This is a genomic window from Mycobacterium colombiense (genome assembly GCF_003284935.1).
Classification (GTDB): domain Bacteria; phylum Actinomycetota; class Actinomycetes; order Mycobacteriales; family Mycobacteriaceae; genus Mycobacterium; species Mycobacterium arosiense_A.
Map to the genome: position 1 here is coordinate 30,641 of NZ_QMEV01000042.1, position 16,510 is coordinate 47,150.

A 16,510-nucleotide genomic window follows, 5' to 3' on the forward strand; every position below is an offset into this window, starting at 1 on the left:
CGCCATGACCACTTCGGTTGCCCTCACGGCAGAATGCGGCAGCGTCGCGGCGCGCGACGCCGACTGGCGGCGCGGCGCCGCGTGGGCCCGGCGGTTGGCCTGGATCAGCCTGGCGGTGGTGCTCGTCGAGGGTGTCGTCGGGCTGTGGCAGGGGCTGTCGGTGTCCTCGGTCGCCCTGACCGGGTGGGCCCTGGGCGGCGCGTCGGAAGCGCTGGCCAGCGCCATGGTGGTGTGGCGATTCACCGGGACGCGCGCTATGTCCCAGAACGCCGAACGGCGCGCGCAACGCGGTGTGGCGGTATCGTTCTGGCTGACCGCCCCGTACATCGCCGCCGAGTCGATCCGCGAGCTGGCCGGCGCACAGCACGCCGAGACGTCGGTGATCGGCATCGCGCTGGCCGCCCTCGCGCTGGTGCTCATGCCGGTGCTGGGACGGGCCAACCACCGGCTGGGCGCCCGGCTGGGCTCGGGGGCCACCGAGGCCGAAGGCATCCAGAACTACCTGTGCGCCGCGCAGGCCGCCGGGGTGCTGATCGGCCTCGCGATGACGGCGCTAACCTCCGGCGCGTGGTGGATCGACCCGGCCGTCGGGCTGGCGATCGCCGGGGTCGCGCTGTGGCAGGGCCTGCGCGCCTGGCGCGGCGAGCAGTGCGGCTGCTGAACCCCTAGCCGGCGCGTTCGCCGTTCGTGGCGCCGCGCGGCGCATCCAGCCGGTAGCGGATCAGCCGGGAACTGTTGGCCACCACCGCCACCGACGAGGCGTTGTGCAGGATCGCGGCCAGCACCGGGGACAGCGCCCCGCCCGCGCCGATGATCAGCCCGGCGGCGTTGACGGCGATGGACATGCCGTAGTTCTCCCGGATGACGTCGACCGCGCGGGCGCCCAGGTCACCCACGTCGAGCAGCCGGTGCAGGTCGTCGTTGGCCAGCGCGACGTCGGCGGTCTCCACGGCAACGTCGGTGCCGGCCAGCCCCATCGCGATCCCGATGTCGGCGGCGGCCAGCGCGGGGGCGTCGTTGATGCCGTCGCCGACCATGCCGACGGTGTAGCCCTCGTCCTGCAGATCGCGCACCGCCGCGAGCTTGTCCTCCGGCATCACCTCGGCGCGCCACTCGTCGATTCCGAGCTCGCCCGCGACCACCTCGGCGATGTCCGGGTGATCCCCGGTGAGCATGACGATGCGGCGAATACCGTTGGCGCGCAACTTCTTCAGCACCTCGGAGGCCTCGGGACGCACCTCGTCGCGCAGGCTGATCAGCCCCACCAGCTTGCCGTCGACGGCCAGCAGCAGCGGGGTCTCGGCCTGACGGCGCAGCCTGTCCACCCACTCCGAGGCCTTCTTGGACACCCGCACGTTCTCGGCCCGCAGCAGCCCGGGGCTGCCCAGTAGCAGGGTGCGGCCGTCGGCCCAGGTCCGCATGCCCAGGCCCACCAGGACCTCGCACTCCTCGTGCGGCGGGATGGTGATGTGGCGTTCCTCGGTGGATCGGATCACCGCCTCGGCCAGCGGATGCCGGGAGTGGATCTCCGAGCTCGCCGCATACGCCAGCACCTGCTCGGGCTGCCAATCTTTGTGCAGCGCAATGATATTGGTCACCACCGGGCGACCGACCGTCAGCGTGCCGGTCTTGTCGAACACGATCGCGTCCACCCGGCCGGCCTGCTCGAGGTGCGAGCCGCCCTTGATCAGGATGCCGCGCCGCGCGCCGTTGCCGATCGCCGCGCTGATCGCGGTCGGCGTGGCCAGGCCCACCGCGCACGGGCAGGCGATCAGCAGCATGGTCATCGCGCGCCGGACGTCACCGGTGACCGCCAGCGTGAGGGCCGAGACGATGAACGACGTGGGAACGAAACGGCGCGAGAAGTTTTCGCCGACCGTCTGGATCGGCGCGCGGTCGTGCTGGGCCTCCTCGACCCGGGTGATGATGCGGCCGATGGTGGTCTGGTTGCCGACCGCGCTGGCGCGCACCACCAGGCGTCCGCGCACCACCACCGAACCCGCGTGCACGTGCGCGCCCACCACCACACTGACCGGCAGGTTCTCCCCGGTGATCGCCGACTGGTTGACGATCGCCTCGCCGTCGACCACCTCGCCGTCGACCGGGATGGCCACGTGGTCGTGGACCACCACCTCGTCGCCGATCTGCACGGTGTCGATCGGCACCTGCACTTCGTTGTCGTCGTCGAGGCGGATCCACGCCGTGTCCTGGCTGCCGCGCAGCAGTTCGGAGATGGCCCGGCGGGTCCGCCGCAACGTCAGATCCTGAAGGTACTCACCGATATTGAGCAGCCACAGCACGGTCAGCGCGACGACGTTCTCCCGCAACACCAGGCTCGCCACGGTCGCCGCCGAGACCAGCGCGTCGGTTCCGGCCCTGCCGGAGCGCAACGAGCGCAGCGCGCCGCGCAGGAAGGGATACCCGGTGAAGACGGTGACGCCGGTGGCGAACAGCCGCCCGCTGGGGCCCAGCAGCGGCGGGCGCGCGAAGACGTAGCGGCGCACCCCGAGCAACGCCAGCGCGGCGCCGCCGATCACCATGCGCAGCACGTCGGCGTTGCGGATCTCCTCCGAGTGCGGCGCGCGGGCCGGGATCAGTTCGGCGGCGACGTGCGCCGCCTCGTCGATGGCGGCGAGCACCGCGGAACGGTCGCAGCGCCGGGGCGAATACCAGACGACCACCGATCCGGTGCGCGGGTAGGCGTGCACCACGCGCACGCCCGCGCACTTGGCGACGGCCTCTTCGACCGCGACGGCGCGCCGGGTGTCGGCCCGCACCCATCCGGCAGCCACCCGCATGCGTCCGGCCGCATCCGAAATAACATGCAGCGCAGGGTCTTTCGACCGCGTCAAGGGATCAGTGCTCGTGGTCGTGGGGGGCGGCGACCGACGGGGTGGGGGCCTCTTCGCCGATGCGCTCGCGGGCCTCGGCCATGACATCGGCGAGCCGCAGCCGCGCCGACTCGGCGGCCTCCTCGGCCTTGCGGGTGCCCCGCAGCCCGAGCTCGGCGCTCTTCACCGCGGTCTCGTGCAGCGGCGCCTTGGCCACGGCCTTGCGCACCACCTCGTAGGCCGTCACGCCGACCAAACCGGTGACCACCGTGCCTGCCGCCTTCGCCAAGAGCCCGTACACCGCCATCGCCGCAACCCTCCTGTTTCGTCTCAGCGTTTAGCCCATGCTTGCACGACGTTAACATCGAAATATAGCGATATCAATATGTATCGGCCGTGGCTCGCCGCGCCGCGGGACCGCTACAGCACCCGGGTGACTTTTTCGGTCTCGATGCGGCGCTGTTGTCCGGCCGGGTCGGCGTTGGCCACCTGCACCAGCGAGGCGCCGACGGCCAGGATCGCCAGCAGGTGATCCACCAGCTCGGCGGGCCCGGGCCACGACGCGCCGGAGAGCACCCGGTCGCCGGACGTCAAACCCCTTGCCGCGGCTGATCTTTGGCAATCGGCCAGTACCTCGTCCACCGATCGCCCGCCCAGCGCCGGGCCGGGCCGCGGTTCGGGCACGATCTGATCGCCGTGCACCCGCACCGCGGTGGCGTAGTCCGTCACCCCGATCGGCAGGTCGGGTGCCGGGCGGCCGAACGGGTCCAGCGACAGCACCGCCACCTCGCCGCCGGCCACCGCCTCATCCGCCTCGTCGAGTCGCTCGGCCGTGCACAGGGCGAGGTCGGCGGCCAGGTCGCCCGGGCCCGCCAGCACCGCCTCGGCGCCGATCCACCACACCCCGAACAGCACCGCCGCCGTCTGCCAGTGCGCGGGCAGCAGGATCGCCACCCGGCTGGCCGGCCCGGCGCCCAGCTCGTCGCGCAGCAGGTTGGCGGTCTTGGCGGCCCAGTTGGCCAGCGTCACCCCGGACAATTCGATGCGCTCGCCGGTGGCGTCGTCGTAGTAGGTGATGCGCGGTCCCACCGGATCGGCCCGCAGCATCGGATCGAGGATGGCCCCGCTCAGCGTGATCGGTTGCGGCACAGGTCGTCAGTTTATGCACTCGGGCTTGTCGGAGCCCGCGGTCAGGATCGGCGACGGCGCCGGAACCTTGGGATCGGCCGCCACCGCGCCGGCGGTGGACACCTTCGCGGGCATGATCGTCGCGTCGCCCGACAGGCCCGAACCCGGACCGCTGTAGTCGTTGGCCAGCACCACCCGCACCGAGCCCGGCGCCAGCGAGGTGTCGGCGACCACCGGCAGCCCGCCCAGTTCCTTGGAGACCTCCTTGGCCCCCAGGTCGTCGCTCTTGGCGGCGCGCACCTGGCTGGCCTTGACGTGACCGCCGTCGTTGTTACCCACCGTGCCGGCGGCAAAACCCTTGGCGCTCAACACATCCGACACCGCGGCGGCCAATCCGTTGATGTCGGTGTCATTGACGACGCTGGCTGTGGTCTTGGCCGGGGTGTACGCGATCTCCTCGGTCTTGCCCTGTTCCTGCTCGTGTAGCAGCCCACCGACCCAGTCGGCGACCTGATGCGGGTCCAGCCGCACCACGCTCTGCAGCCCGTCATCGCTCCAGCCGGCGCCGTCGAGCACCGGGATGGTGGCGAAGGCGACGTTGCCGCCGGCCAGCTTCTGCATCTGCTGCACGAAATCCATCACGTCCCAGCCGGCCGAGATCACCACCGAGCGCTGGACGGCGGCCTCGAGCCGCTTGACCGTGCTGGGGCTGGACAGCGTCTTGCCGGAGATGACCCGGTGGGCCAGCGAGGCCATCACCACCTGCTGGCGCACCACCCGGTCCAAGTCGCCGCGCGGCAGCTCGTGGCGCTGACGCACGAAGCTGAGCGCTTCGGGGCCGCTGAGTCGTTGCGGGCCCGCCGGGAAGTCGGCGCCCGAAAGCGGTTCGAAGACCGGCTCTTTGAGGCAGACGTCGACGCCGCCGAGGGCGTCGGTGATCAGTGAGAAGCCCAGCAGGCCGATCTCGGCGTAGTGGTCGACGGTGACGCCGGTGAGGTCGGCGACGGTCTTGATCAGCGCCTCGCGGCCGGCCTCGGTGCCCTGCGCGGCGGCCTCGGTGGCGGAGGCCCCGGCCCGGACCAGCGCGGTGCGCTTGGCCTCCCGGGTCTGGCCGTAGACGCCGTTGATCTTGGTCTTGCCCAGGCCCGGAGCGGCGACGTAGGAGTCGCGCGGGATCGAGATCGCGGTGGCCGAGCGCCCGTTGTTGGGGATGCGGATCAGGATGATCGTGTCGGTGTTGGTGGCTTCCTCGTCGCCGGCCTTGAGCGTGTCCAGTTCCTCTTGGGACAACGGGTTGCCGTGCGCGTCGGTGCGGCTGTCGAGGCCGACCAGCAGGATGTCGATGGCGCCGTCGTCGCCGCCCTTGCCCAGCGAGGGCGCGGACATGTGGAAGATGCCGTCTTCGAAGGACCGCACGTTGGTCCACGCGATCCCGGTGCCGAGGACGACCGCGAGCGTCAGCGCGGTGGCAATCACACGAACCACACGTTGCACAGGCATCCCACTACATTACTTGCGACACAGGGGCTTCACGGGTAGCCGGCGCCCCGCGTGCCCCGGGCTGCGTCCCGGCCTTCCGGGCCATGCCAGACTCGAACCATGTCAGCCAGACTCGTGATCGCCGGCGCCGGTGGGCAGCTGGGCGGCTATTTGACCTCGTTGGCGGCGAGCCAGGGCCGCGACACGCTGGCGCTGACGTCGTCGCAGTGGGACATCACCGATCCCGACGCCGCCGAGCGGATCGTGCAGCGCGGCGACGTCGTCATCAACTGCGCGGCCTACACCAACGTCGACGCCGCCGAGACCGACGAGGCCGGCGCGTTCGCGGTCAACGAAGCCGGCCCCGGCCACATCGCGGTGGCCTGCGCGAAGGCCGGCGCCCAGCTGATCCATGTCTCCACCGACTACGTGTTCAACGGGGATTTCGGCGGCGCCGCGCCCCGGCCGTACGAGCCCACCGACCAGACCGCGCCGCAGGGCGTCTATGCCCGCAGCAAGGTCGCGGGGGAGCGCGCCGTACTCGCGGCCCTGCCCGAGGCGGTCGTCGTCCGCACCGCCTGGGTCTACACCGGCGGCACCGGCAAGGACTTCGTAGCGGTCATGCGCCGGCTGGCCGCCGGGGACGGACCGATCGACGTGGTCGACGACCAGACCGGTTCGCCGACCTACGTGGGTGACCTGGCCGCCGCGCTGTTGCAGATCGTCGACGACCGCGTGCCGGGGCCGATCCTGCACGCCGCCAACGAGGGCGCGTGCTCGCGGTTCGACCAGGCCCGCGCGGTCTTCGAGGAATGCGGCGCCGACCCGCAGCGGGTGCGACCGGTCTCCACCGACCGCTTCCCCCGGCCGGCCCCCCGGCCGGTCTATTCGGCGCTGGGCAGCGGTCAGTCCGTCGCGGCGGGCCTGCGGCCGCTGCGGCCCTGGCGCCCCGCGCTTGTCGCGGCGCTGGCCGCCTCGCAAACCGACGCAGCCGGCGCTGTCGCGGCCGATCGACCGTTACCCTCTACGCGTGACTGACGTCCTGCCGGTCGTGACGGTGACCTACTCACCGGGCCCGCACCTGGAGCGCTTCCTGGCCTCGCTGTCGCTGGCCACGGAGCGCGAGGTGTGCGTGCTGCTGGCCGACAACGGCTCCACCGACGGCACCCCGCAGGCGGCCGTCGAGCGCTACCCCAACGTCCGGCTGTTCCACACCGGCGCCAACCTGGGCTACGGGACGGCGGTGAATCGCGCCGTCGCGCAATTGGACCGCGACGCCGACTGGGTGATCGTCGCCAACCCCGACGTGCAGTGGGGCCCGGGCAGCATCGACGCGTTGCTCGACGCCGCGTCGCGCTGGCCCCGCGCCGGGGCGCTGGGCCCGCTGGTCCGCGATCCCGACGGGTCGGTGTACCCGTCGGCCCGCCACCTGCCCAGCCTGATCCGCGGCGGCATGCACGCGGTCGTCGGGCCGTTCTGGAAGGGCAATCCGTGGTCGGCGGCATACCGCCAGGAGCGCCTGGAGCCCAGCGAGCGGCCGGTGGGCTGGCTGTCGGGGTCGTGCCTGCTGGTGCGCCGGTCGGCGTTCGGCCAGATCGGCGGGTTCGACGAGCGCTACTTCATGTACATGGAGGACGTCGACCTGGGCGACCGGCTCGGTAAGGCCGGCTGGCTGTCCGTCTACGTGCCGTCGGCGGAGGTGCTGCACCACAAGGGCCACTCGACCGGCGGGGACCCCGCCAACCACCTGGCCGCGCACCACAAGAGCACGTATATGTTCCTGGCCGACCGGCATTCCGGTTGGTTGCGCGCTCCGCTGCGCTGGACGCTGCGCGCCTCGCTGGCGGTGCGGTCCCGCCTGATGGTGCGCAGTGCGGTGCGCGCGGCCGGGCGGCAGAAACTCCTAGAAGGGCGACACTGAGGTGGCAGATCCCGCGGGCGGTCCGCAAGTCGATGTGGTGATCCTGGTCGGGGGCAAGGGCACCCGGCTGCGGCCGCTGACGTTGTCGGCGCCCAAGCCGATGCTGCCCACCGCGGGGCTGCCGTTCCTCACGCATCTGCTGTCGCGGGTCGCGGCGGCGGGCATCGAGCACGTCATCCTCAGCACGTCGTATCAGGCCGCGGTGTTCGAGGCGGAGTTCGGCGACGGCTCCAAGCTGGGCCTGCAGATCGAATACGTCACCGAGGAGCACCCGCTGGGCACCGGCGGCGGCATCGCCAACGTCGCCGGGCACCTGCGCCACGACACGGTGATGGTGTTCAACGGCGACGTGCTGTCCGGGGCCGACCTGGGCCAGATGCTCGACTTCCACTCCGCCCAGGAATCCGACGTCACCCTGCACCTGGTCCGGGTCGGTGACCCGCGGGCGTTCGGCTGCGTGACCACCGACGACGCCGGCCGGGTCACCGCCTTCGTGGAGAAGACGCAGGACCCGCCGACCGACCAGATCAACGCCGGCACCTACGTGTTCTCGCGCGCGGTGATCGACCGGATCCCGCGCGGCCGGGAGGTGTCGGTGGAACGCGAGGTGTTTCCCGCGCTGCTCGCCGATCCCGGCGTCAAGGTCTGCGGCTACGTCGACGCCAGCTACTGGCGCGACATGGGCACCCCGGAGGACTTCGTGCGCGGTTCGGCGGATCTGGTGCGCGGCATCGCGCCGTCGCCGGCCCTGCACGGCCACCGCGGCGAGCAGTTGGTGCACGACGGCGCGGCCGTGTCGCCGGGCGCGGTGCTGGTCGGGGGGACGGTCGTCGGGCGCGGCGCCGAGATCGGCCCGGGGGTGCGGCTGGACGGCGCGGTGATCTTCGACGGCGTCAAGGTCGAGGCGGGCAGCGTGATCGAGCGCTCGATCATCGGGTTCGGCGCGCGCATCGGCCCGCGGGCGCTGATCCGCGACGGGGTGATCGGCGACGGCGCCGACATCGGGGCGCGCTGCGAGCTGTTGCGCGGGGCCCGGGTGTGGCCCGGTGTGTCGATTCCCGACGGCGGGATCCGCTACTCGTCCGACGTGTGAGGGAGCGGGATGTGCCGAGCGTGAAACTAATTTCACGCTCGGCTGCCAGCGTGAAACTAACTTCACACTCGGTGGGTGGCTACGGGCGCGTGGCCTGGGCGACCAAATACTCGAGCGCGTAATCGGTCCCGTCCGGCAGGGCGCCGGCCGGCCACCACCGCAGGTCCTCGGACTCGTCGCTGATCGCGATCCGCGCCCCGGCCGGCGCATGCGCGACGAACTGCAGATCCAGGTGGCGGGTGGGCACGCCCAGCGAGCAGACCACCGGATGCACGTGCACCGCGGCCAGTCGGGGTCCTATGCGCAGCCCCTCGATCCCGGACTCCTCGGTGGCCTCGCGCAGCGCCGCGGCGACGATGTCGCTGTCGTCGTCATCGCAGTGACCGCCCAGCTGCACCCACCGGCCCAGCCGGCGATGCAGGGTCAGCAGCACCTGGTCCCCGGAGTGGTCGAGCACCAGCGCCGACGCGGTGACGTGGCCGGGCACGCACTCGCGCTGGCAGGCGTCGCCGCGGGCGTGCACGAAGGCCAGCACGGCGTGCCGCAACGAATCCTGGGCCGCGTCGGGCGGTTCCCAGCCGGACAGCAGCGCGATCGCCGACTCCCGAACGCTCATCGCGACCCCCGCCGGTTGCGCCGGTCCCGCAACGACGCCCACGCCGCGCGGCAGCCGGCCACCACCTCGGCCGGCAGTCCCAGCCCGTCGATCAGCACGCGCCGGTCGACGACGTCGAGCGCCTTGTCGGTCTCGTTGGCCTTCAGCAACAGGTCCACGTCGCAGGCGAGCTCCGCATCGGCGAGCGCCGGCGGGGGGATGGGCAGCTCCTCGGCCTCGCGGGGCTCGAGCTCTAGAACGCCCCCGCCGTAGCTGCGGCCCAGGATCTCGGCGAAGGCGAACGTCACGCTGTTGTGGAAGGCCGCGGCCAGCGCGGCCGGGGCGACGTCGGTTCTCAGGCGCACCCGGTGCACGGTGTCGGTGCTCGTGGCCGCGGCGGCGTTGACGGTCAGCCGCGGCGCCCGGTGGATCTGGCGCAGCAGGAACAGGTCGGGCTGCCACAGCGACGGCGTGCGCCACCAGGGCTTGCGGATCGAGCACTTGTAGCCGCGGTGCACCCCGGCGGCTTCGCCGGCGCGGATGTGGGCGCTCAGCGCGGCGTCGGCCGGCTCGCGCGGCGCGTTGAGCAGCCAGCTGCGGTGCCCGGCGGCGACATCGCTTGTCCGGCAATCGTTGTCGTAGATCAGTCCGGACAGCTGGGCGCTGCGCGAGACGAGCGGGACGCAGTGCGGCCGCAACCCCAGCTCGCCGGCGCGGGCGTCGGTGAAGGTGAAGAAGGCGTTGCGCCCGGTCACGATGCCGACGTCCACCTCGGCGACGGAGCCGAGCCTGGGCAAGGCGCCGGATCCCTTGAGGGCGCGCAGCAGCCCGATCGCGGCGGGGTCCAAGAAGTACTTGGTCCACTTCTCGTTTTCGTGCAGCAGCGCCGGTGCCCATTCGCCGTCCAGGTCCGCGCGCGCCAGCGCGTCGGCGTCCGGCAGGTGCACGGTGCGGATGCGCGCGGGCCCGGGGCCCACCACACCGCAGAACAACACGACCTCCTGCAGGATGCCGTCGAACACCAGGCGCTCGAAGGTCAGCAGGGTGATCTCGCGGAATCGGCTCAGCAGGAACTCGCGCAGCTGGGCGGCGTAGCTGACCTGGAGCAGTTCGGCCGGAAGCACCAGTCCCACCCGTCCGCCGTCGCGCGCCAGCACGGCGCTCGCGACCACGAACGGCACCCAGGCGTTGGTCAGCCGGGTGGGGCGCAGCCCCTCGCGCCGCATCAGCTCCAGCGCCGGATCGCGCTGGTGCGCGGGCCAGTTGCCGAATCGGATGTAGGGCGGGTTGCCGGCGACGCCGTCCCAGCCGCCGGGCTCGGCGGTGGCCAGCCAGGCGAACAGGCTCGCGTGGTCGACGGGCGCGAACCGGCGCGACTTGGCCGCCTCGCTCTCGATCAGCTCGACGCCGCGGACCTGGTCGCTGCGGCGGGCCAGCTCGCGCAGGATGGCGCCGTCGCCGCAGGAGGGTTCGACGATCCTGGGCCCGGCCGCGCGGACCCAGCCGGCCAGGAAGCGGGCCACCGGCGCGGGGGTGTAGTAGCCGCCGCGGACCTTGTCGGCCGTGGCCGCCGCCTTGCCCGCGAACGTCATGGGCTCAGTATCACTTGCGGATCAGCAGATCACCGATCTGCGCCGGATCGCGCGGCCCGGCCGGTTCGGCGGCGTAGCCGATGGCGATGGCGCCCAAGGGCTCCCAGTCGGCGGGCAGGTCGAGTTCGGCGCGCACCAGGTCGGCGGCGAAGATCGTCGACCCGATCCAGCAGCTGCCCACCCCGCGCACCGCCAGGGCGACCAGCAGGGCCTGCACGGCCGCACCGACCGCCACGGTGAACATGGTGTGCTCGGCGCCGGTGCGCTCGGCGTCGGGATAGGAGTGGGCGCCGTCGGGCACCAGGAACGGGATGACGACTTCGGGCGCGTCGTAGAGGATCTGGCCGCGCGCCACCCGGCGATCGATCGAGTCCGCGGGCCGGCCGTCACCGGCGAGGTCGGCGCGCCACTTGTCCTTCATGCGGTCCAGCAGCCGGGTCCGGGTGGCCGGGGTCCGCAGCCAGACGAACCGCACCGGGCGGGTGTGGTGGGGAGCCGGCGCGGTCAGGGCCTCGGCGACGGCGGCCTCCAGCAGGTCCGCCGGCACCGGCTCGGCGCTGAACCGGCGCACCGAGCGGCGCAGCAGCTGCGCCTCGCGCCGGCCCATGTCGAGGGCCTCGGCGGTGCCGAGCCAGAACAGGTCCTCGGTGCCCGGCCGCAACAACCGCCGCGCCGTCGACCCGTCGTCGGTCACCGCCAGGCCGCGCACCACCGCCACGGGCATCGCGGTCAGTTTGCCCTTGACCAGATCGGCGGCCGCGGCGATCTCGTCGGCGATCGCCACCTCGGTGACCAGCAGCTCGTTGCCGTGCTGGTCGACGGCCCCCGAATAGCCGTGCAGCACAGCCAGTCCCGCCGCGCCCACGGCCGCGTCCGTCTGGCCGTTGCGCCAGGCGCGGCCCATCGTGTCGGTGATGACGACGGCGACCTCGACCCCGAGCCGCTCGCGCAGCGCGGTCCGCAGCGCCGCGGCGCTGCCGTCGGGGTCGACCGGCAGCAGCGCGAGTTCGTCGCGCCCGACGTTGGATCCGTCCACGCCGGCGGCGGCCTGCACCAGGCCGATCCGGTTCTCGGTGATCAGGGTCCGGCCCTTGCGGGCCAGCACCCGGACGGCTTCGTCGTCGACCAGCTTGCGTCGCAGTCGGTCGCGCTCCTCGGGGTCGCGCGGCGCCGGCACCAGCCGGCCCTCGCATTTGGACACTGCCTTGCTGGTGACCACCACGACGTCGCCGTCGCGCAGCCACGGCGCGGCCGCGGCGAGGGCCGCACCTAGATCGTCGCCGGGCCGGAATTCGGGCAGCCCGGCCACGGGCAGGATTTCGATCGCGGCGGCGGCGCCGTGCTCGCCCGGCGGTGTCGTCACGGGCTCACCCCCGCCAGGTCCAGCCCGGCGCGGACCATCTCGGCGGTCGCCTTCGGGTCGGTCATCACCAGCGGCACCGAGCGCACGGCCACGCCGTCGATGTCGGCGCGGTCGTCCTCGCTCACCAGCCAGCCGTCCAGGATGCCGGTGTCGCGGCGCGCGCCGTAATGGCGGCCGACCGCTTCGGCGGTGGATTCGACCCCGATCACCGACAGGCAGGCATCGGCCATGCCGCGCAAGGGCTTTCCGCCGATGATCGGGGAGTAGCCGACGATCGGGGCGCGCGCGGCGCGCAACGCGCCGCGGATGCCGGGGACGGCCAGGATGGCGCCGACGCTCACGACCGGGTTCGACGGCGCCAGCAGGATGACGTCGGCGTCCGCGATGGCCGCCGTGGCATCGGTTGTGGCGGCCGCCTTTTCGGCGCCGACGAACGCGAAGCTGTGGGTGGGCACCTGGGCGCGGTAGCGCACCCACCACTCCTGAAAGTGGATGGCCCGCCGGCTGCCGTCGTCGGGATCGGTTATCACCACGTGGGTCTCGCAGCGGTCGTCGCTGGCGGGCAGCAGCCGCGCGCCGGGCTGCCAGCGGTCGCACAGCGCGGTGGTGATCTGTGAGAGGGGATAGCCGGCGTTAAGCATCTGGGTGCGGACCAGGTGGGTGCCCAGGTCCCGGTCGCCGAGTCCGAACCAGTCCGGCTGCACCCCGTAGCGCGCCAATTCCTCTTTGGCGTGCCAGGTTTCGTTGCGGTGCCCCCACCCTCGCTCCGGATCTACACCTCCACCTAAGGTGTACATGCAGGTGTCCAAATCGGGGCAGACTCGCAGTCCGTGGATCCAGGCGTCATCGCCAATGTTGACGATGGCCGTCAGTTCGTGGCTGCCGGGTTCCGGGTCCGGATGCCGTTGCGTTTGAAACTGACCGAGCCCGAACAGCTGTTGAACACCCAGCAGGAAGCGGGCGCCGCCAACCCCACCGACCAGAACGGTGACCTTCACATTGCACGACAGTACTGCCCGGCGAGCGCGCCGTGGCGGGCCCGTCGGGGGTGCCTCAAAGTTGCGGTTCCCCACCGCTTGTGGGCAACTCGTGGGAAAGTTGAGGGCTGTGTGATCAACACGCCGAAGGCCCAAAACAACAGAAACGCCGAAATTCGATCACGAGATGGTATGGAAATGCGCCGAAGTGCTTGACCCGGCAGATCAACCCGTGTCTAATCACAACAGTGTCATTTCCCGGTTGGCCGGCCGACTCCGGTGTCGCAGACCGAGATTCGATCACTTGTTCGAATTGGCTGTTACATCAGAACAGTGGGAAACCAATGAATCTCTCTCTCAATCCAGCTGAGGAGGCGGACGACCGTATGTCTTACGAAACGTTTCGAAGCGCTATGGCGAGCACGCCGCACACCGACATCGACCCGGCACTGGACCGCCCCGCTCGGCCCCATTTGACCGTGGTCCCTGACGCCCCAATCGCTTTCGAGCCCGAGCCCATGCCCGAGCCGGCCGCCGATCAGTGGCAGGACCGCGCGCTGTGCGCCCAGACCGACCCCGAGGCCTTCTTCCCGGAAAAGGGTGGTTCCACCCGCGAGGCAAAGAAAATCTGCCTGGGTTGCGAGGTCCGTCATGAATGCCTCGAGTACGCCCTCGAGCACGACGAGCGCTTCGGAATCTGGGGCGGTTTGTCCGAACGCGAGCGCCGCCGCCTCAAGCGCGGCATAATCTGACGCACGCTGCTCGCACCGCGCGCGCAGCGCTCGAACGCTCGGCGCGCCAGGAAAGTTATTCGTCGTCGATCGTCGGATCGATGACCGACGGCTCAACGTCGAGGTAGATGGCGACCTGAGCCACTAGGATTTCGTGCAGCAGGTCGCCGAGCTCGATGGTGTCCTTCGCTCGTCGTTCAATCGGCTTGCGGAACAACACAATTCGCGCCCGCGTGGAGTTACCGCGGGTGTCGACGCCGGCCGGGATCAAGCGCGCCAGCGGGATCGGCCCGTCGGCGATCACCTCGGGTGGCCACTGCACGCTGTCGGGGTCCTTGGCCGAGATGCGCGGAATCTCGTCGACCGCCACGTCCAATTCGCTCAGCCGGTCCTGCCAGCTCCGCTCGATGGGTTCGTAGGCTTCCAGCACCGCCATGTCGAACCGCTCGGCGCGGCTGCGCCAGCCCGGCACGGTCGGCGGCAATAGCGGGCCGCGCATATCGCGGCCGCGGCGGAAGAGTCGATGGCCGGCGGCTCGGCGCGGGGCCGATCCGTCGTGAAACCGATCTCTTCGCGGGGAGCTGCGCGAATCGCCCACGCGCCGATGGTAACGGTTGCACATCGAGGGCCGGCCAGTTGCGCGTGTCCGGCGCTTCCGGGGCGTTTGCGCACGATAGCCTTTCGCTCGTGAACGTTCCCCGTCGCTGTTGCCGGCCCGGGTGCCCGCACTACGCCGTGGCGACCCTGACGTTCGTCTATTCGGACTCGACGGCAGTCGTCGGTCCGTTGGCGACCGCGCGGGAACCGCATTCCTGGGACTTGTGCGTCAATCATGCCGGCCGGATCACCGCGCCCCGCGGATGGGAGCTGGTGCGCCACGCCGGACCCCTCCTTTCCGAGCCCGCCCATCCCGACGAGGACGACCTGGTCGCTCTCGCGGACGCGGTGCGCGAGGGCGGCAATCGCGGCGTGCCGTGCGCCGTGACACCGGTGAATGGCTTCGCCGATGCGCACCTCCATCACGGCGGCGCCCAGGCGACCGCGCCCAGCAGCAGCGTGCTGGCACCGCCCGAGCATCGGTCCGGACGGCGCCGCGGGCATCTGCGCGTGTTGCCCGATCCGAGCGACTAGCCCCGATGGTGGCGATCCGCCGCGCCCGGCTCCGCCGCGCTTGCGATCGCCACTAGCCTCGATGGTGGCGACCCGCTGCGCCCGGCTCCGCCGCGCTTGCGATCGCCACTAGCCCCGCTCCAGCTCTTCGCGGCCCGATAGGCTGACGGCCAAGAGTTCACGTCGTCAGGAGTCCCGCATGTCTCGGCCCGCCGCGACTGTCCACCGTGTCGTCAAGGCGTACGACGTGCGTGGGCTGGTCGGCGAAGAGCTCGACCAGCCGCTGGTCACCGACCTCGGCGCAGCCTTCGCCAAACTGATGCGCGCCGAGGGCGCCGGGCAGGTCGTGATCGGCCACGACATGCGCGACAGCTCGCCCACGCTGGCCGCAGCGTTCGCCACCGGCGTGACGAGCCAGGGGCTGGACGTGGTGCGCATCGGCCTGGCGTCCACCGATCAGCTCTACTTCGCCTCCGGGCAGCTGGACTGCCCCGGCGCCATGTTCACCGCGAGCCACAACCCGGCGGCCTACAACGGCATCAAGCTGTGCCGGGCGGGGGCCAAACCGGTCGGCGCCGACACCGGGCTGCGGCTGGTCGCCGACGACGTGATCGCCGGCGTCGACGCCTACGACGGACAGCCCGGCACCGTCAGCGATCGCGACGTGCTAGCCGACTACGGGCAGTTTCTCCGGTCGCTGGTGGACACCGCCGGGCTGCGCCCGCTGCGGGTGGCCGTGGACGCGGGCAACGGCATGGCCGGTCTGACCACGCCCGCGGTGCTCGGCCCGATCGGCTCGATCACGTTGCAGCCGTTGTACTTCGAGTTGGACGGGTCCTTCCCCAATCACGAGGCCAACCCGCTCGACCCCGCCAACCTGGTGGACCTGCAGGCCTTCGTGCGCGAGACCGGCGCCGACATCGGGCTGGCCTTCGACGGGGACGCCGACCGCTGTTTCGTGGTCGACGAGCAGGGCAACCCCGTGTCGCCGTCGACGGTCACCAGCCTGGTGGCCGCCCGCGAGCTGGGCCGCGAGATCGGCGCGACGATCATCCACAACGTGATCACCTCGCGGGCGGTGCCCGAACTGGTCGCCGAGCGCGGCGGCACGCCGCTGCGGTCCCGGGTGGGGCACTCCTATATCAAGGCGCTGATGGCCGACACCGGCGCGATCTTCGGCGGCGAGCATTCGGCGCACTATTACTTCCGCGACTTCTGGGGCGCCGACTCCGGCATGCTGGCGGCGCTGTACGTGCTGGCCGCGCTCGGCGAGCAGGACCGCCCGCTGTCGGAGCTGACCGCGGACTACCAGCGCTACGAGTCGTCCGGCGAGATCAACTTCACGGTCGCCGACGCCGCGCGCTGCACCGAAGCGGTGCTCAAATCGTTCGGCACCCGGATCCACTCCCTCGATCACGTGGACGGGGTGACGGCCGACCTGGGCGGCGGCAGCTGGTTCAACCTGCGCAGCTCCAACACCGAGCCGCTGCTGCGGCTCAACGTCGAGGCCCGCACGGCCGAGGACGTGGCCGCGGTGGTCGCCCAGATCAGCGCCGAGATCAGCGCGGCCTCGGCCAACGGGGCGGGCGCGAAGGCCGCGCCGTGAACGCCACCCGGGCGGTCGACCTCGAGGACACCGACGGCCTGCTGACGGCGGACCGCGACGGCCTGCTGCGGGCCGCGTCGTCGG

At 71.6% G+C, this 16,510-nt stretch carries 16 protein-coding genes; 7 read left to right on the forward strand and 9 right to left on the reverse strand.

Annotated elements, in window-relative coordinates:
* Positions 1–4 precede the first annotated feature (4 nt).
* Positions 5–661 carry a cation transporter gene (locus tag DQP57_RS17965; RefSeq protein WP_112634121.1) on the forward strand — a complete coding sequence of 219 codons (657 nt, stop codon included), beginning with the start codon at positions 5–7 and terminating at the stop codon, positions 659–661.
* Positions 662–665: 4 nt separating this feature from the next.
* Here DQP57_RS17965 and ctpC read toward each other — a convergent pair whose 3' ends face one another.
* The 4 genes from ctpC to DQP57_RS17985 form a co-directional block, all read right to left on the reverse strand.
* Positions 666–2,798: a manganese-exporting P-type ATPase CtpC gene (ctpC, locus tag DQP57_RS17970; RefSeq protein ID WP_112634122.1), complete on the reverse strand. Its 2,133-nt coding sequence runs from the start codon at positions 2,796–2,798 to the stop codon at positions 666–668.
* Between the two features lie 58 nt (positions 2,799–2,856).
* Positions 2,857–3,138 (reverse strand): DUF1490 family protein, encoded by a 282-nt coding sequence (locus DQP57_RS17975; RefSeq protein ID WP_112634123.1) that lies wholly within the window; start codon positions 3,136–3,138, stop codon positions 2,857–2,859.
* 113 nt (positions 3,139–3,251) lie between these two features.
* Positions 3,252–3,980: a TIGR03089 family protein gene (locus tag DQP57_RS17980; protein WP_205869154.1), complete on the reverse strand. Its 729-nt coding sequence runs from the start codon at positions 3,978–3,980 to the stop codon at positions 3,252–3,254.
* Positions 3,981–3,986: 6 nt separating this feature from the next.
* Positions 3,987–5,459 carry an LCP family protein gene (locus DQP57_RS17985; RefSeq protein ID WP_112634124.1) on the reverse strand — a complete coding sequence of 491 codons (1,473 nt, stop codon included), beginning with the start codon at positions 5,457–5,459 and terminating at the stop codon, positions 3,987–3,989.
* 99 nt (positions 5,460–5,558) lie between these two features.
* Here DQP57_RS17985 and rfbD point away from each other — a divergent pair, with 99 nt between their 5' ends.
* From rfbD to DQP57_RS18000, 3 genes are read left to right on the forward strand one after another with little or no spacing between them, the layout of a single operon-like run.
* On the forward strand, positions 5,559–6,476 hold the full coding sequence (rfbD, locus tag DQP57_RS17990; protein WP_112634125.1) for a dTDP-4-dehydrorhamnose reductase: 918 nt from the start codon (positions 5,559–5,561) through the stop codon (positions 6,474–6,476).
* Positions 6,469–7,359: a glycosyltransferase family 2 protein gene (locus DQP57_RS17995; protein ID WP_112634126.1), complete on the forward strand. Its 891-nt coding sequence runs from the start codon at positions 6,469–6,471 to the stop codon at positions 7,357–7,359. Before rfbD ends, DQP57_RS17995 begins: the two co-directional genes overlap by 8 nt.
* 1 nt (position 7,360) lies before the next feature.
* Positions 7,361–8,452, forward strand: coding sequence for a sugar phosphate nucleotidyltransferase (locus DQP57_RS18000; RefSeq protein WP_112634127.1), 1,092 nt, complete (start codon positions 7,361–7,363; stop codon positions 8,450–8,452).
* 79 nt (positions 8,453–8,531) lie between these two features.
* Here DQP57_RS18000 and DQP57_RS18005 read toward each other — a convergent pair whose 3' ends face one another.
* The 4 genes from DQP57_RS18005 to cofD are packed head-to-tail and all read right to left on the reverse strand — an operon-like array spanning position 8,532 to position 13,000.
* The gene (locus DQP57_RS18005) at positions 8,532–9,068 is read right to left on the reverse strand and encodes an NUDIX hydrolase (protein ID WP_112634137.1); all 537 of its coding nucleotides are present in this window, start codon (positions 9,066–9,068) and stop codon (positions 8,532–8,534) included.
* Positions 9,065–10,639, reverse strand: a complete 1,575-nt coding sequence (locus DQP57_RS18010; RefSeq protein WP_112634128.1) for a class I SAM-dependent methyltransferase — start codon at positions 10,637–10,639, stop codon at positions 9,065–9,067. Before DQP57_RS18010 ends, DQP57_RS18005 begins: the two co-directional genes overlap by 4 nt.
* A 10-nt stretch (positions 10,640–10,649) precedes the next feature.
* Positions 10,650–12,002, reverse strand: coding sequence for a coenzyme F420-0:L-glutamate ligase (locus DQP57_RS18015; protein WP_112634129.1), 1,353 nt, complete (start codon positions 12,000–12,002; stop codon positions 10,650–10,652).
* On the reverse strand, positions 11,999–13,000 hold the full coding sequence (gene cofD, locus DQP57_RS18020; protein ID WP_112634130.1) for a 2-phospho-L-lactate transferase: 1,002 nt from the start codon (positions 12,998–13,000) through the stop codon (positions 11,999–12,001). Before cofD ends, DQP57_RS18015 begins: the two co-directional genes overlap by 4 nt.
* Before the next feature lie 392 nt (positions 13,001–13,392).
* Between cofD and DQP57_RS18025 the strand changes: the two genes are divergently transcribed.
* Complete coding sequence (locus DQP57_RS18025) at positions 13,393–13,731, forward strand: WhiB family transcriptional regulator (RefSeq protein WP_066868492.1); 339 nt, start codon at positions 13,393–13,395, stop codon at positions 13,729–13,731.
* A gap of 55 nt (positions 13,732–13,786) precedes the next feature.
* Here the strand turns inward: DQP57_RS18025 and DQP57_RS18030 are convergent, their stop codons facing one another.
* Complete coding sequence (locus DQP57_RS18030; RefSeq protein ID WP_112634131.1) at positions 13,787–14,209, reverse strand: metallopeptidase family protein; 423 nt, start codon at positions 14,207–14,209, stop codon at positions 13,787–13,789.
* Positions 14,210–14,397: 188 nt separating this feature from the next.
* Between DQP57_RS18030 and DQP57_RS18035 the strand changes: the two genes are divergently transcribed.
* Both DQP57_RS18035 and DQP57_RS18045 read left to right on the forward strand, forming a co-directional pair.
* Positions 14,398–14,841 (forward strand): DUF3499 domain-containing protein, encoded by a 444-nt coding sequence (locus DQP57_RS18035; protein WP_205869155.1) that lies wholly within the window; start codon positions 14,398–14,400, stop codon positions 14,839–14,841.
* Between the two features lie 178 nt (positions 14,842–15,019).
* The gene (locus DQP57_RS18045; RefSeq protein ID WP_112634133.1) at positions 15,020–16,426 is read left to right on the forward strand and encodes a phosphomannomutase/phosphoglucomutase; all 1,407 of its coding nucleotides are present in this window, start codon (positions 15,020–15,022) and stop codon (positions 16,424–16,426) included.
* Positions 16,427–16,510 lie beyond the last annotated feature (84 nt).

What these genes read in the sequence shown, in the direction of transcription:
- DQP57_RS17985 (WP_112634124.1), bottom strand. Translation starts at nt 5,459, where the DNA reads ATGCCTGTGCAACGTGTGGTTCGTGTGATTGCCACCGCGCTGACGCTC.
- DQP57_RS18025 (WP_066868492.1), top strand. Translation starts at nt 13,393, where the DNA reads ATGGCGAGCACGCCGCACACCGACATCGACCCGGCACTGGACCGCCCC.
- DQP57_RS17975 (WP_112634123.1), bottom strand. Translation starts at nt 3,138, where the DNA reads ATGGCGGTGTACGGGCTCTTGGCGAAGGCGGCAGGCACGGTGGTCACC.
- DQP57_RS18010 (WP_112634128.1), bottom strand. Translation starts at nt 10,639, where the DNA reads ATGACGTTCGCGGGCAAGGCGGCGGCCACGGCCGACAAGGTCCGCGGC.
- ctpC (WP_112634122.1), bottom strand. Translation starts at nt 2,798, where the DNA reads ATGCGGGTGGCTGCCGGATGGGTGCGGGCCGACACCCGGCGCGCCGTC.
- rfbD (WP_112634125.1), top strand. Translation starts at nt 5,559, where the DNA reads ATGTCAGCCAGACTCGTGATCGCCGGCGCCGGTGGGCAGCTGGGCGGC.
- DQP57_RS18045 (WP_112634133.1), top strand. Translation starts at nt 15,020, where the DNA reads ATGTCTCGGCCCGCCGCGACTGTCCACCGTGTCGTCAAGGCGTACGAC.
- DQP57_RS18005 (WP_112634137.1), bottom strand. Translation starts at nt 9,068, where the DNA reads ATGAGCGTTCGGGAGTCGGCGATCGCGCTGCTGTCCGGCTGGGAACCG.
- DQP57_RS17965 (WP_112634121.1), top strand. Translation starts at nt 5, where the DNA reads ATGACCACTTCGGTTGCCCTCACGGCAGAATGCGGCAGCGTCGCGGCG.
- DQP57_RS18030 (WP_112634131.1), bottom strand. Translation starts at nt 14,209, where the DNA reads ATGCGCGGCCCGCTATTGCCGCCGACCGTGCCGGGCTGGCGCAGCCGC.